Genomic DNA, 15,429 nt, shown 5'->3' on the forward strand with positions numbered 1-15,429 from the left:
CCGTATTCTAAATTGTAATATGAAATCAGAATATTCATCATGACGGTTTGTTGGTTATGTAGCACTGCAAGTTTGTTTTTTTCAACGAAAATCACTTATCCATATTTGAAAAGAGGAATCATATTAGTGAATTTTTGTTGTATCTATGGTTGGTTATTTTATTTTGGTTAGTCTATGTGTGCTTGTAAAATAGTAAAAAGGAGCGTATAAATGTCTTTTCCAAAAAAATAAGTCTCGTACAAAAAAATCAGTAGTTCTATTGGTATTATCAATTTTTCTTGTATTTATTACGTGTGTCTTTGCTAGTCCCATCTTGTTTGACTCATTTAAGTATCAACCGCATCTATTTATAGTCACAATTTCGATTTGTTGGGTCATCAATGGAGGGAGTATCGTTTTTGCGTTAGGAATCGCAGATAGATACCTGAAAAGGACGTTGATTACGTTGAATTTTGTGTTTAGCTATGTCTTTTTATCTACGATTTTTCATTTTTCTTTGAATTTTTGAAGCTATTTCTGTTTTTAGTGAGAAATATTGATGTTGATATGGAGGAGAAAGAAGTATGAAACGTGCATTGAATCTAGTCGTTTTATTTTTGTCAATACTTGCATGTGTCAGTGGTCTGTTTTATATACATATTTATTTAAGTGGAGAAATTGAGGGGATTCTTTTTGCATTAGGTTTAGGTTTTCCGGGTTTGATTGGTTTTTATTGTTCGACAAAAATAAAAAAGACGAAGTTGAAATGGCTACTGCTAGGGCTGAATTACCTTTTCGCTACTTACAGTACCGTCTTGATTATCGTAATTTATTGGTTACAAGTCTTCGGGATAGAGTTTTTTACAAGTTAGTACATTTTATTTTATGTATCAATTGAACAATTTAAAAATTAATAGAAATTATATCTAGTTGTGAGTGGATTTAAGAAAGAAGGAGTCACATATGATTATAAAACAGAATAACAAGTACTGGATTTTATCGATCATCTTTTTGTTCGCTTCTTGTTTATTTAGTAGCAGTTATTTTTCATCTTATAGAACTTTGCCTCTTGTATATCAAGGAATCATCGTTATCAGTTGTTGGTTATTGAGTGGATGTAGTTTATTTTTTTCTACAGGAATCAACAATAAATTTATTAAGTGTATTGTTGTAGGAGCGAATATTTTTTGTATTTATGGTTGGTGGTTTATATTTTGATTTTTGAAACTACAGATATTCATAAATTTAAAAGGAGAATAAGATGACGAATAATCAATTCAGATTATTAATTGCGATGTTTTTTTCGATTTGTTGTTTTGTTGGAGAAATCGTTTATGGAGATAGTCCTCAGAGTGTCTTATTGTTTTTCATTATGACATTTCCTGGATTAGCTGGGTTTTATTATTCGATGAAAGCGAATCTTGGACGATACAAATGGATGATTGTTTCTCTGAATTATTTTTTTGCTACATTTATTATTATTGGACAATTCATTCAATTAATTGTTTTAACTTTGAACAATTAATAGAGTTAAATATTACTTGAAAGGGAGATTGAAATGAAAAGTACATACAAAAGATATTGTTCATTGATTATTTTACTCTTATCGATCAGTGTGATTACGTTCAGTATGGTTCAAGGAGGTCGCTATAGTATTGAATGGCGAGTAATATTGACATCGATTTGTTGGCTACTTAGCAGTATAAGTTTATTTTTTTCAAGGTTCATTGAAAGTAAAGCCTTAAAAAACTTAGTCATTTTTTTTGAACTTTAGTTGTATCTATGGTTGGCTGTTTTCCTTTAGTTAAGACTCTATTTACTGGTGAAATGAACAGTAACTGTACATAGAAAAAAGCACCATAACGCCACAATAAATAAAAGATGAATAGGAGATCACCATGAAATTCCATAAAATAGGATTGGGTCTTTCGATGCTGTTGTCTATCTTATTTATGATAGGGAGCTTTCTATATCGAGAAGAGCCACTTTCAAGTTTTGCATTTATCCTGTACATGGTAATTCCTGGACTTATGGGGATTTATTTTACGAACTGTCTTACGATGAGTAACTATCAGAAAGGATTTCTCTTAGTCGTAAATTATGGATTTGCGACCGCTATGAGTTTGATGCGTGTGATTGAGTTTATTTCTAGTAAGCTATGATCGGTAATCGTTGAAAAAAGGAGTGAGATGAATGATTTCGATTGAACCTAAAAGATTTAAGTTTTTTCCCTACTATTTATGTGCTTGTCAGTTTTTTTGCGATTTTTTATTTTTTACCGTATTTACCATATTTACCATATACTGGCGAGACTAAATTGATGATTTCCACGATTTGCTGGTTCTTGAGTGGGATTAGTTTATTTTTTTCGACAGGAATAAAATTCGGTTGGGTAAAAGTATTGATCATTTTGGTTAACTGGTTCTGTATCTTTGGCTGGTGGTTTTCTACTAGATAAGTATGTTTTAAAAGGAGTGAGTGGAATGTTTGTAAAAAAAAGTATGCCGAATAAATATATTTCGTTCTATCTATTGGCGCTTTGTTTTCTATTAGGAAGTTTAGTTTTTGTTTTCAAATTTTATTGGTTATTTGCAACAGTCCAATATTCTTGGTGGATCATCAGTGGAATCAGTTTGTTTTACTCAACTAGAATCCCCTCAGCATTCTTAAAAAGAGTGCTCATTGGCATTCATCTTGTTTTGATGTACGGTATTGTACTAGGAACTTTATTAGGTTTTGTCAGCTTTGGTAAGGTGGAGTATTTATTGTTCCCTGTTGCGTACGTATTAATTGTGGGCGCGCTTCATGAGTTAGAGAAAAAGAAAGCATTCTTTATCATGGGATTGATCATCCCGATGTCTATTTCTACACTCGCATTTATTTATGCTCATTATTTGATTATTTTTCAAAGTCATTCATTCGAAAGTTATTATTTGATTCCTTTACTGATGTTGATGGTGATCTCTGGCTTGATTGGATTATACGCCGCAACAAAGCTTGAAACTAGCCGGCGAAAATTTTACTTATTGTTTATCAACTATTTGTTTTCTACATATTTCAATGTTGTGCTGTTACTTTTGTTTTTGGTGAATGTAGTAAGAAACTGAATCACGAACAAAACGCCTCTCATAGCAAAGTTTTGGTATCTGAAAAGTACAGAATAGGCCAACTAAAAAACGTCGTTTTTTTAAATTGATTATTTAGGGGTGAAATTTTCAGAAAGATGACGTATAATGTAAAATACTGAAAAGTTGCGACCTTCAACTCGTAGATGTTTCAGAATCTAATTGAAATGATGGTGATACCATGACAGACAACAGCAAAACACGCGTTGTCGTTGGGATGAGTGGCGGTGTTGACTCATCTGTAACAGCACTTTTGTTAAAGGAACAAGGCTATGATGTAATCGGGATCTTTATGAAAAACTGGGATGATACCGATGAAAATGGCGTCTGTACGGCGACGGAAGATTATAAGGATGTAGCGAAAGTCGCTGCCCAAATCGGGATTCCTTATTACTCGGTCAATTTTGAAAAAGAATATTGGGATCGTGTGTTTGAATATTTCTTAGCAGAATATCGTGCAGGACGTACCCCGAACCCAGATGTAATGTGCAATAAGGAAATCAAATTTAAAGCATTCTTAGACTATGCAATGGACTTAGGAGCGGAATATGTTGCTACTGGTCACTATGCGCAAGTCACACGTGATGAAAATGGCGTGTCACATATGTTGCGTGGGGTCGATAATAACAAAGACCAAACGTATTTCCTTAGCCAATTGTCACAAGAACAGTTAGCAAAAACGATGTTTCCGTTAGGCGGTATGGAAAAATCAGAAGTACGTGCGATTGCGGAACGTGCCGGTCTAGCAACGGCGAAGAAAAAAGACTCAACTGGTATCTGTTTTATCGGCGAAAAGAACTTCAAACAATTCTTAAGTAACTATTTACCAGCTAAAAAAGGCAATATGGTGACCCTTGATGGTGAAGTGAAAGGCGTACACGCTGGTTTGATGTACTACACGATCGGACAACGTCAAGGCTTAGGTATCGGCGGCGGTGGCGATTCACAAGAACCTTGGTTCGTGGTGGGGAAAGATCTTGCGACGAATACATTATATGTTGGACAAGGCTTCCACCACCCTGCATTGTATGCAACCAGTTTGGATGCAAGCGAAATCCATTTTACAACGAATGAACCAATGCCAAAAGAATTCAAATGTACAGCGAAATTCCGTTACCGTCAGCAAGATGTACCGGTAACCGTGCGCTTATTAGAAAATAATCGGGCAGAAGTCATCTTCGACGAACCCGTACGCGCAATCACACCAGGACAAGCCGTTGTTTTTTATGACGGAATGGAATGTCTAGGTGGCGGATTGATCGATCATGCGTATCAAGAAACGAAAGTTTTGCAATACGTCTAAGATAGTCTAAAAAAGCCACAGGATTTTTTACGAATCCTGTGGCTTTTTTGCTATTTATTGACAAAAGCATGACCATTGCTTGTTTCTTCCTGCTTATGAATCTCCTTCGTATTATGGTGGACCAGCACAAAGTTTGCAAGTACAAGTAAGGATGTGGATAAAAAGACACCACGATAACCGAAGATACTTGAAACGCTTGAACCGATCAAGGGGCCAACGACATTTCCAGTGGCTTGGAAGGATTGGTTGTAACTAAAGATTCTTCCGGCAGCTTGTGGGGGAGAGTATTTAGTGATCAATGCTTGCACGGCTGGAAGGAGGCAAGCGTCTGAGATCCCGATCAAAAATCGTAGTCCTGCAAGTTGCCATACATTCGTTACGAAAGCCATTGGGATATAGACGATCAAGGCGAAGCCTAATCCGATGGCTAAGATTCGTTCACTACCGATCTTATCACCTAAGCGGCCGAAACGAGGAGCGGCTATCAGGGTGGCAATCCCAGGAATAGAAGCAATGATCCCGCTGACCAACGTGACGTTGCCATGTCCATGTAATAATTGTCGGATATATAAACTAATGATCGGACTGATCGAATTATTTGATGCTTGAATGATCATTGTGGTAATAAACATGCCGATGACGACATGTGGGTATTTCAGGTCACGGAAAATTTGTTTAGCAGAAACCAACTCGCTTTTTTCTACTGGCACAAATTGTTCATGGACAAAAAATAAGCTAAGTAAGAAAACGAAGAACAAAATTGTCCCGGTAATAAAGAAGGTAGGGCGATACCCAAAAGCAGAAGCAGAAAGTCCGCCAAGTAAAGGACCAAGTAATGTTCCGGTCACAGAGCCGGTCGCCAAAGTGCCAAGTACTTGTCCACTTTTTTCTCTTGGGGTACCAGTGGCGACTAAAGCTGTAGCGTTACTGATATAGCCGGAAAAAATTCCCTGCAACAGACGTAATGCGACTAATTGATACACGCTGGTTACTAGACCCATCAAGGAAATCACTACCGCCATCCCTAGAGAAGCGCGCAACAACATCATCTTTCGGCCTTTTTGATCGGCAAGTCGTCCCCACCATGGAGAAATCAAAGTAGTAACAAGGAATGTAGAGGAGAAGGTCAAGCCACTCCAAAAGTTCAATTGTGACGTACTGTAATTTCCTAACGTATCTATGTAAAGCGACATAAAAGGCATCACTAGACTAAACCCAATCCCTGCCATAAATGTACCAAACCACAAAACAACTAGGTTTTTCTCCCATGTTTCTCTTTTTCTGAATACTGTCTCTTTTACTCTTGACACCACAATTAAAGCCTTCTTTCTGAAAATTTTCATCTACAATCATTTATTATAAACTACAAAGTGTAGTTTATCAACAACAAGTCTTTTTTCTCTTCGTCTTTCATGGTAAACTTAAAGGGATTGAGTTTATTCCATAAGAGGGGAAATCAAATGAAAAAACGAACGCTGTCACAAGAGAAAATCATAGACTGCTTTCGAGAATTGGCAGAAGAGATGGCTGTACAGCAAATCACTTTCCAACATTTAGCTAAGGCATTGAATATCAAATCACCGTCGCTTTATAACCACTTTAAGAATATTCGAGAAGTGAAAACGGCGTTGACTGCGAAACTTTTAACGGAGTTGAATGATCAATTACGTCGAGTGTTAGTTGGGAAAAGTAAGGGAGAAGCGATCCAAGCGTACGCGCAAACCTATCAGTCATTTGCGTTTCAAAATCAGGCAGTCTATGAACTGCTGATCAGTGTACCGCATACAAATGAAGAAATTCTATTAGAGGGAATACACGAAACGAACCAAATCATTTTACAAATATTTGACGCTTTTTCTTTGTCGAAAGAAGAAAAGGTCCATCGAAGTCGAGAACTGCGAAGTATGATCCATGGGTACCTTTCGTTACGTTTTTTAGGGTACTTTACCAATGAACCGAATGTTTCTCCAGAAGAAAGTTATGTCTGGATGATCGACGACTTTATTGCAACTTTACCAATAAAATAAAAGGCATCATTTAAATTAATTTTCTGAACATTCATAAAAAGCCCCTTTTAAGCAAAATTTCTTGCAACTTTCTTGGAAAGTGACTAATATGTTTTTAAGATGACCTGAGAAAAGGAGCGCATGTATGTATCAAGTAATTACAATGTTCGGTGATAATGAGCCTTGGTGGTTCTTTGAAGATTGGCAAGAAGATATTCAAATGGAGGAAACTTTCTCCTCTTTTGAAGAAGCGCAACAAAACTATGAAGAAAAATGGCTGGCCATTAAAGACAACTATGAGTATATCCATGCCAAAAATAATTTTCTTAGCGCTTTTTGGAATGATGGCGATGAGCGCTGGTGTGAAGAATGCGATGATGATTTGCAGCAATACAAAGGACTGGCTTTGCTGAAAGATTATCAACCGATCACTTTGGAAAGCAGAAAGGATTTTTATGAAACAACTAATTCTAGCGGAAAAGCCAAGCGTTGCGAAAGACCTAAGCAAGGTGCTTGGTGCTAATCAAAAACACAAAAACTATTACGAAGGACCCAAGGTGATCGTGACTTGGGCCCTTGGTCATTTATTAGGTCTAAAGATGCCAGAGGATCTGAATAAGGAATGGCAAAGCTGGCAGATGGAGACCTTGCCGATGATCCCTAAAAAACTAGGGATCAAACCCTTACCAAAAACTGGTCATCAATTGAAAGCCATCAAGCAATTGGCTAGTCGTAAAGATGTCTCAGAAGCTGTGATCGCCACAGATGCCGGACGTGAAGGAGAACTCGTTGCACGTTGGATCTTGGAATACGTTCACTTCAATAAGCCGGTGAAACGTTTGTGGATCTCCTCTCAAACGGACAAAGCGATCAAGACAGGTTTCAGCCAATTGAAACCAGCTAAAAGCTATGATGCGCTGTATGAGTCTGCTTTGGCCAGGGCAAAAGCAGATTGGTTGGTCGGGTTGAATGTGACACGTGCACTGACAGTAAAATATCAAGACAATTTATCAGCGGGTCGGGTACAAACCCCAACCTTAGCTTTGGTGCGTAATCAGGAAAAGAAAATCGAATCATTCCGACCACAAACGTATTTTACGATTTCATTGACAGTCGGCAATGAACAAGCAAAAATGGTCCAAAAAAACCAGTTTGCTTTGAAATCCCATGAAGAAGCCCAAGCGTTTGTTAAAACCCTTAGTCAGAGTAAGGGAACAGTAGTCAACATTGAAGAAAAAACAAAGACAGAAAAAGCTCCTCTGCCTTATGATCTCACGGAGATCCAACGAGAAGCCAACCAACGTTATGGTTATTCTGCAAAGAAAACGTTAGGACTTGTTCAAAGTTTATACGAAACGCACAAGATCGTCACCTATCCACGAACAGATAGTAAATATTTGACGAATGATATGAAAAGTACCATGAAAGAAAGACTTCAAGCCATCAGCGATTTTGCACCAGAAGTGAAAACTTATTTGAAGAATGGGGCAGTGGTTCGTCAAACGAGTGTCTTCCAAGATAGTAAAGTAACAGATCACCATGCTTTGTTACCGACGGAAAATCGTCCACGCTATGAAAAATTAAGTAACGAAGAACAAAAAATCTACCAAATGATCGTGACACGATTCTTAGGGTTATTTGCAGAACCACATAAAATCAGTCAAACGAAAATCACTGTCGTATTTGGGAACGAACAATTTGTTTTCCGCCAAAACCGGGTGTTGGAAGCTGGTTGGAAAACGTCTGCTGAAAGTCATGTGGATTCGTTTGACTGGAAAAAAGACATGCGCATCCAACCTGATTTTACGATCAAAAAGGAATTGTCGGCACCGCCAAAACCTTTGACAGAAGCAAGTCTGTTAGGTTTGATGGAAAAACACAGTTTAGGCACGCCCGCGACTCGTGCGGAGATCATTGAAAAGTTGATCAAATCCGAATTAATGGAACGCACACCGCAAGGCTTACAAGTCTCACCGAAGGGCAAGCAGTTGTTAGAACTGGTCAATCCATCACTTGTGACACCAGATTTGACTGAAAGTTGGGAAAGAGATCTAGAAGCGATCGCGCTTGGAAAAAAACAAGCCAACGTCTTTTTACAATCCATCGAAAAAGAAACGAAGCGACTTGTCCAAGAAATCAAAACAAGTAAGCAAGAATACCAAGATTTTTCGATTACCCAAAAGAAATGTCCGGATTGTGGCTCGAATCTTCGTGAGAAGAACACAAAAGATGGCAAAATCTATGTGTGTACGAATCAAGATTGTAGCTATCGTCGTCGGAAAGATCCGAAAGTCTCTAACCATCGTTGTCCACAATGTCACCGCAAAATGGAGATCATTGAAGGCAAAAATGGCGCTTACTTCCGTTGTAAATTTGACGGGACGACAGAGAAGATGCTAGAAAAAAAAGAGCAGAAGAAAAAAATGACAAAACATGAAGAACGTCGCTTGATGAAGAAATATTCTCAAGCAGAAGAACCGGAAGAAAGCCCATTAGCAGCAGCCTTAAAAGCTGCGATGAAGGATAGTTAAGTTACAAGACTTCATACCTTGGCAGATGATCCACATGAGCGAGTAGTCGTTCAAAATCTGCAAAGGGAAAAATGATGGTACTGGTGTTGCTGTTTGGATGAAAGCCCACGGTATCTTTGCGATCGATCGAGGAATCAATGACGACTTGGATCTCGTTTTCTAAATCGTTGACTAAGGCAAATGGATTGACGGTACCTGGCGGAACATGTAACAACTGTTTGACTTGGTCTCCTGACACAAACGATAATCGTTTTTCATTCAACTGTTCTGCCAATAACTTCAAGTCGGCTTGTTTTTCATCAGGTAAGACGACAAAATATATTTGTTTGCCTTTCTTTGATTTGACCAAAAGATTTTTAACTTGTGGACCTGGTAAAGTAAAAGTTAGATTTTTGACAGAAGTAATGGCTGGATGATTCACTTCTTGGTAATTGATTGCCAATAGATCAAGCAATTCATAGGCCTCTTGTTTCGTGGCATGACACATAAAAAACAATCCTCCATTCATTTTTTATTTATTTTAGCACAAAAAAGATTGACAAATAAAAATGAATCAGGTAAATTACTCATTAAGTTAAATAAAAGACATCGAAAAGAAGAGTAGCAATTAAGTGTTTGAAGAGAGTCTCTGGTTGGTGAGAAGAGGCAATAACTGATTGTGAAACACATCTTGGAGTCGATTTTCTGAACAGCCAGTAAGAAAATCCGGGAAGCCCGTTATAGCTGCGGTCGTTGTTAGACGACCAGATAAGGTTAGTTTTGCGAGAAACTAATAAAAAAAGGTGGAACCACGTATTTTGCGTCCTTTGATCTTCGGATCAAAGGACTTTTTTTGTTTTTCATGTGGTTGGAAGGGACAGCTAACAATGTACCCCTTTAAAGAAAAGAGGAGGAAAAGAAAATGAATGATTTATTAGAAGTGATGCCACAGTTGTTAGTAGGGGCGCTGACAACCTTGAAATTATTTGCCTTTACCTTGATTGGTTCTTTGCCATTAGGAATTATTTTAGCCTTAGGGTTGTCGTTACATTTTAAACCGATCCGTTATTTCCTACAAACGTATGTCTGGATCATGCGAGGAACACCGCTATTATTACAATTGATCTTCGTGTTTTACGGTTTGCCAACGATCGGGATCGTGTTTGATCGTTTCGAAGCTGCTTTGATCGCATTCGTTTTAAATTATGCTGCCTATTTTGCTGAGATTTTCCGTGGTGGTATCCAGTCTATCCCTAAAGGGCAGTATGAAGCAGCTCAAGTCTTACAGTTGAGTCCTTTCCAAACAGTGACAAGAATCATTATTCCGCAAGTAACAAAAATCGTGTTACCTTCTGTCGGCAATGAAGTCATCAATCTAGTGAAAGATTCTTCGTTGATCTATATCTTAGGTTTAGGTGATGTGATGCGAGCGGGTAAGATCGCGATGGAGAGAGATGCAAGTTTACTTCCATTGCTTGGCGTGGCACTGATCTATCTCGCACTAACAGGAGTGCTGACGATCGTGTTGAAGCAAATTGAAGAAAAATTAAATTATTACCGCTAAGAAACGAGGAGGGAACAGCGATGATTGAATTAAAAAAGATTAGTAAATCATTTGGTGACAAACAAGTGATCAAAGATTTTGATTTAGTAATACCGGAAGGACAAACATTAGCGATCGGCGGACCGTCAGGAGGCGGTAAAACAACGATGTTACGGATTTTAGCCGGTTTAGAAAAAGCTGACAGTGGTGAGTTTTACCTGGATGGCACGAAATTTGACCCTTTTGAATTGAAAACAGAAGAACAAGTGGTAGGCGTCGTGTTTCAAGATTTCCAGCTTTTCCCACACTTGAGTATTTTTGACAATATTACTTTGGCACCTAAAATGGTGTTGAAACAAAGTAAAGAAGAATACACGAAAAAGGCGGAGGAATTAGCGGACTCATTAGGGATTCGTGATTTATTAGGAAATTATCCTTATCAATTATCTGGAGGACAAAAACAACGTGTGGCCATTGCTCGTGCGTTAGCGATGAACCCACGAGTGTTAGCTTATGATGAACCGACGAGTGCATTAGATCCAGAGTTACGCCAACAAGTAGAGAAGTTGATTCTTTCATTAAAAGAAGAAGGCGTGACACAAATCATCGTGACCCACGATTTAGTCTTTGCTGAAAACGTTGGGGATCAATTGATCAAAGTTATGCCAAGTAAGTAGGAAAGCGGTGGGGAGAAAATGAAAAAATTCAGCTTTTTGATTTTATCTTTGATTGGTTTTTTCTTTTTAACTGGCTGCACGAATGAGCGGACAGCGACAGAAAGCTGGTCAAGAATCAATGAAGAAAAAAAGATTATCGTAGGACTAGACGACAGCTTTGTACCAATGGGTTTTCGTGATAAAGATGGTAAACTGACAGGATTTGATATTGAGTTAGCGAAAGCTGTCTTTGATGAATATGGCATTACTGTTGAGTTCCAACCAATTGACTGGTCAATGAAGGAGTTCGAATTAAACAACGGAACAATTGATTTGATCTGGAACGGGTATTCAAAAACGCCAGAACGTGAAGAAAAAGTCTTGTTTACAAAACCATATATGAAAAATGATCAAGTGTTGATCACACCAAAAACTTCTGGTATTACAAGCTTTGAACAAATGCAAGACAAAATCTTAGGCGCACAAAACGGTTCTTCTGGTTATGATATGTTTGTCAGACATCCAGAAATACTCAAAGACTATGTGAAAAATCAAGAGGCAGTTTTGTATGCAAGCTTTAATGAAGCATTGATCGATTTGAAAAGTGGCCGTACAGATGGTGTGTTGATCGACAAAGTCTATGCCGAGTATTTTTTGAACATACGAGACGAATTAGACAATTTCAATGTGATCAAAGGGGACTTTGATGGAGAAGATTTTGCTGTCGGTGCGCGAAAAAATGACGAAATACTTGTGGAAAAAGTCAATGATGGCATAGCCGAATTGGTTGAAAACGGAAAATTTAAAAAGATCTCAGAGAAGTGGTTTGGTGAAGATGTCACACCAGAATAGGTGACAGGATGACATGAAGGATCGAATCATAGGGGAAGTCAAAATAGTGGAACAGCATCTGCTGCTCCGCTTTTTTTATTTGTTTTGGACTTATTTTTTAAATGACTAGACTTTTATTTAGAAATGTCAAAAATCTACTTGGTAATGAAAAGGGTTTCGTGTTATTCTAAAGAGGTAAAGATTGAACTAGGAAAGGAAGATGTTCATGGAACACCAAAAATTAACGGCATTTCCTGATGATTTTCTTTGGGGATCTGCTTCAGCTGCCTATCAAGTAGAAGGTGCATGGCAAGAAGGCGGAAAAGGAGAGTCTGTATGGGATCGCTTTGTTCGTATTCCAGGTAAGACATTTAAAGGAACAAATGGTGACCTAGCAGTAGATCACTACCATCGTTATAAAGAAGACATTGCCTTGATGAAAGAACAAGGTTTGAAAACGTATCGCTTCTCTGTAGCTTGGACACGTATTTTTCCAAATGGCCGCGGCGAGATCAATCAAGAAGGCTTAGCTTTCTATATGGATTTGATTGATGAATTGATCAAACACGACATTGAACCAATGTTGACTTTGTATCATTGGGATCTGCCACAAGCATTGCAAGATGAATACCAAGGATGGGAATCTCGTCAGATCATCGAAGATTTTACGAACTATGCAAAAACATTATTCGAAGCATTTCGTGGCAAAGTCCACTATTGGGTTAGTTTGAACGAACAAAATATTTTTACTTCACTCGGTTATTTATTAGCGGTACATCCTCCAGGAGTGACTGATCCAAAACGAATGTACCAAGTGAACCACATTGCCAACTTAGCTAATGCAGCAGTGATCAATGCGTTCCATGAAATGGATATGCCTGGGAAAATTGGACCAAGTTTTGCGTATACGCCAAACTATCCGATCGACAGTGATCCAAAGAACATTTTGGCTGCTGAAAATGCGGAAGATTTGATGGCACATTATTGGATGGATGTTTATATGTGGGGCAAATATCCAATCGCTGCGATGAAATTCTTGGAAGAACAAGGGTGGGCGCCAACGATTGAAGAAGGCGATGAGGAGCTACTAGCATCTGCGAAACCTGACTTTTTAGGCATCAACTACTACCAAACAGCAACGAATGCCTTTAATCCATTAGATGGTGTCGGCGCTGGTAAGATGAATACTACAGGTAAAAAAGGCTCATCAGAAGAAACAGGCGTGCCTGGCATGTACAAAAAAGTAGAAAATCCATTTGTCGAACGTACAAATTGGGATTGGGAAATCGATCCAGAAGGTTTACGTATTGCTTTGCGACGAATCACGAGTCGCTACCGTATCCCTGTGTTGATCACGGAAAACGGTTTAGGTGAATATGACAAATTGACAGAAGATAAAAAAATCCATGATGACTACCGTATCAACTACTTGGAAAGTCATGTCAAAGCCATCAAAGAAGCTATTTCAGATGGTGCAGAAGTCTTGGGCTATTGCACATGGTCTTACACAGACTTGCTGAGCTGGTTAAATGGCTACCAAAAACGCTATGGCTTCGTTTATGTAGATCAGGATGAAACACAAGAAGGATCACTTGATCGCTACAAAAAAGATAGCTATTACTGGTACCAACAAGTAATTCGTGAGAATGGCGCGAATATTGGGAACCAATAAATATTGCACGAATAATACGTACTAAAGTGGATGGCACAATTTAAAAAAAGGAACAAAAGAGGAGGTACTGCTCATCTTTTGTTCCTTTTTTTGTTTGTCTTTTAGCTTTTACATCACCTAGAATTTCTGTTGATCACTAGTCTAACATAAATTGTTGAAGCACCGTTACACCAAAATCAGGTGCAGTCAATAATGTTGCGCCGATTGCGGCATCCGTCAATTTCCCACTATACGAATTTAGTGTGAGTAGTTTTCCGCTTCGAACGTTTCTGAACTTGTACAAAGGAATGGTTCCATAGGCATTTCCTGCGCTTACTACTCGCCATTGTGCCCGTTTATCTGAAGCATTTAAAACCCCAGTGCGTACAATAGAGAAGCCATTCCATTTACTATCTGATTCATACATTGAAAAATTATTTGCTCGATTATGGATGACAAAGGAATTGTTAGCCTCATAGAATACAAATCTCCATTGTTGGTTCGTATTCCTATGTTCATTAAAAAAGATGACATCATCACTACTTGCTGAATCATCTAGCGCTCTACTATTATTAAGAGAATTAATGATGTGATAAGAATTACCTACCCTATTAGCCAATTCTTTTTGCTGTTGGTAGTCTCTGTCATCATTCACAGCAGTGAGTCCTTTCGAATTTATAGCAATTGTATCAATGAGTTGTTTCTTTTCCCAAACATTCCCAATCACTCGATAGATTTTCATCTCATTTTTTGAATGATCGACTTCTGCAGTTAAGTAAGTTTTTTGAGAAGCACTGCCAGAAGAATAAACTGGGACTTTGCCAAAATACTGTGGGTAAGAAACCTTACCGATTGTTTTGTGATAATGCCCTGCAAAAACGGCTCGCAACGTTCCATTATCATAATATTTTTCTACCATTGCCTTGAATCTTCCTTGGGGATCACTTCCCAATTTCCAATCATTTGGTTTATGTATATAAAGAATAGCCGGTTGGTTTGCACTTCTTGCTTCTTCTAACTGTCTCTCGATATAGTCCATCCCAGGTGTTAACCAATAAGTAGGACCAGTCCCTCCAGAGCAAGAAAGATGCATCGTGGGATAATTGTTGGCTGTGATCATTCTAAAATCCCCAATTTTTTGTGAATAGTTTAGGCTACCAACATGCTTAGATTCAAAAAAGTAATCTTCTTTCCAAGTATCTTTTGAAATCCAATTATGAGGTCTATAGGTATGCATTCTGTTAAAGGTTATCCGCCAAGCTTGGTTGAGGAAAGTATCCTCGAAATTATTTTCAATATCATGGTTTCCTAGGCCATAAGAATAAGGCATTTTTAGTCTACTGAATAATTGATCCATGCGACTCCACTGAGAGCCTTGACCGTAAGCAGTGACATCCCCATTGACATAGGTATGTATTACTTTATTGCCGATGCTTGTTGAATAATCATTGATACTGTCATACTGATTTAAAATTAACGCAGCGGACTCCGCTCTGAGATCGCTATCTGATTGATAAATACCATCATCTGTTTTTGCTGTCCATGGAAATTGAGGATCAGAGGTAACTACAAACGAATAGTCGATGTCTGCGAATGCCGTAGTGCCAACCATAATTGTACCTACTAGAATACTCGCACTCAAAGTAATGCTTTTGATCATTTTATTTATTAATATTTTAGTACGCTTTTCAAATTTCATTTCTACTCCATTCTCTTATATTAATTTATTTTTTAAAGTTTGTTTCACTTTTATTTTGAAATTCTACACTCGAAGGCTTTTTTGATTCTTGTGAGTGTTATGACAAAACAAAAAGTGGTGTGATTT

At 38.1% G+C, this 15,429-nt stretch carries 14 protein-coding genes and 1 other annotated feature; of the genes, 11 read left to right on the forward strand and 3 right to left on the reverse strand.

Annotated elements, in window-relative coordinates; translation table 11 throughout:
* Positions 1-563 precede the first annotated feature (563 nt).
* The 4 genes from IGK01_RS03015 (at position 564) to mnmA (ending at position 4,407) form a co-directional block, all read left to right on the forward strand.
* Complete coding sequence (locus tag IGK01_RS03015) at positions 564-851, forward strand: hypothetical protein (protein ID WP_023519200.1); 288 nt, start codon at positions 564-566, stop codon at positions 849-851.
* Positions 852-1,240: 389 nt separating this feature from the next.
* A complete protein-coding gene (locus IGK01_RS03020; RefSeq protein ID WP_224434552.1) occupies positions 1,241-1,504 on the forward strand; it encodes a hypothetical protein in 264 nt (87 codons plus the stop codon).
* Positions 1,505-2,462: 958 nt separating this feature from the next.
* Positions 2,463-3,086 (forward strand): hypothetical protein, encoded by a 624-nt coding sequence (locus IGK01_RS03025; protein ID WP_023519203.1) that lies wholly within the window; start codon positions 2,463-2,465, stop codon positions 3,084-3,086.
* Between the two features lie 199 nt (positions 3,087-3,285).
* Positions 3,286-4,407 (forward strand): tRNA 2-thiouridine(34) synthase MnmA, encoded by a 1,122-nt coding sequence (gene mnmA / locus IGK01_RS03030; protein WP_153830476.1) that lies wholly within the window; start codon positions 3,286-3,288, stop codon positions 4,405-4,407.
* 50 nt (positions 4,408-4,457) lie between these two features.
* Here mnmA and IGK01_RS03035 read toward each other — a convergent pair whose 3' ends face one another.
* Positions 4,458-5,720 carry a multidrug efflux MFS transporter gene (locus IGK01_RS03035; RefSeq protein WP_023519205.1) on the reverse strand — a complete coding sequence of 421 codons (1,263 nt, stop codon included), beginning with the start codon at positions 5,718-5,720 and terminating at the stop codon, positions 4,458-4,460.
* Positions 5,721-5,867: 147 nt separating this feature from the next.
* Here IGK01_RS03035 and IGK01_RS03040 point away from each other — a divergent pair, with 147 nt between their 5' ends.
* From IGK01_RS03040 to IGK01_RS03050, 3 genes are all read left to right on the forward strand, one after another.
* Positions 5,868-6,434 (forward strand): TetR/AcrR family transcriptional regulator, encoded by a 567-nt coding sequence (locus IGK01_RS03040; protein ID WP_010736170.1) that lies wholly within the window; start codon positions 5,868-5,870, stop codon positions 6,432-6,434.
* A gap of 124 nt (positions 6,435-6,558) precedes the next feature.
* A complete protein-coding gene (locus tag IGK01_RS03045; protein ID WP_010736169.1) occupies positions 6,559-6,936 on the forward strand; it encodes a DUF1033 family protein in 378 nt (125 codons plus the stop codon).
* On the forward strand, positions 6,869-8,944 hold the full coding sequence (locus tag IGK01_RS03050) for a DNA topoisomerase III (RefSeq protein ID WP_080674304.1): 2,076 nt from the start codon (positions 6,869-6,871) through the stop codon (positions 8,942-8,944). Before IGK01_RS03045 ends, IGK01_RS03050 begins: the two co-directional genes overlap by 68 nt.
* Position 8,945: 1 nt before the next feature.
* Here the strand turns inward: IGK01_RS03050 and IGK01_RS03055 are convergent, their stop codons facing one another.
* Positions 8,946-9,431, reverse strand: coding sequence for a YbaK/EbsC family protein (locus IGK01_RS03055; RefSeq protein ID WP_023519207.1), 486 nt, complete (start codon positions 9,429-9,431; stop codon positions 8,946-8,948).
* A 92-nt stretch (positions 9,432-9,523) separates the two neighbouring features.
* Positions 9,524-9,754: a binding site (T-box leader), on the forward strand.
* A gap of 91 nt (positions 9,755-9,845) precedes the next feature.
* On the opposite strand from IGK01_RS03055, the gene IGK01_RS03060 reads away from it, so the two are divergent.
* The 4 genes from IGK01_RS03060 to IGK01_RS03075 all read left to right on the forward strand — a co-directional run bounded on the left by IGK01_RS03060 (position 9,846) and on the right by IGK01_RS03075 (position 13,625).
* Positions 9,846-10,487: an amino acid ABC transporter permease gene (locus IGK01_RS03060; protein WP_010736166.1), complete on the forward strand. Its 642-nt coding sequence runs from the start codon at positions 9,846-9,848 to the stop codon at positions 10,485-10,487.
* 20 nt (positions 10,488-10,507) lie between these two features.
* Positions 10,508-11,143, forward strand: coding sequence for an amino acid ABC transporter ATP-binding protein (locus tag IGK01_RS03065; RefSeq protein WP_010736165.1), 636 nt, complete (start codon positions 10,508-10,510; stop codon positions 11,141-11,143).
* A gap of 18 nt (positions 11,144-11,161) precedes the next feature.
* Positions 11,162-11,974 (forward strand): amino acid ABC transporter substrate-binding protein, encoded by an 813-nt coding sequence (locus IGK01_RS03070; protein ID WP_010736164.1) that lies wholly within the window; start codon positions 11,162-11,164, stop codon positions 11,972-11,974.
* A 205-nt stretch (positions 11,975-12,179) separates the two neighbouring features.
* Positions 12,180-13,625, forward strand: coding sequence for a glycoside hydrolase family 1 protein (locus IGK01_RS03075; protein WP_066025120.1), 1,446 nt, complete (start codon positions 12,180-12,182; stop codon positions 13,623-13,625).
* Positions 13,626-13,761: 136 nt separating this feature from the next.
* On the opposite strand, the gene IGK01_RS03080 is transcribed toward IGK01_RS03075, so the two are convergent.
* Positions 13,762-15,216, reverse strand: coding sequence for a metallophosphoesterase (locus tag IGK01_RS03080; protein ID WP_438747718.1), 1,455 nt, complete (start codon positions 15,214-15,216; stop codon positions 13,762-13,764).
* Positions 15,217-15,429: the final 213 nt, after the last annotated feature.

The organism is Enterococcus sp. AZ080, assembly GCF_051714945.1.
GTDB classification, from domain to species: domain Bacteria; phylum Bacillota; class Bacilli; order Lactobacillales; family Enterococcaceae; genus Enterococcus_B; species Enterococcus_B pernyi.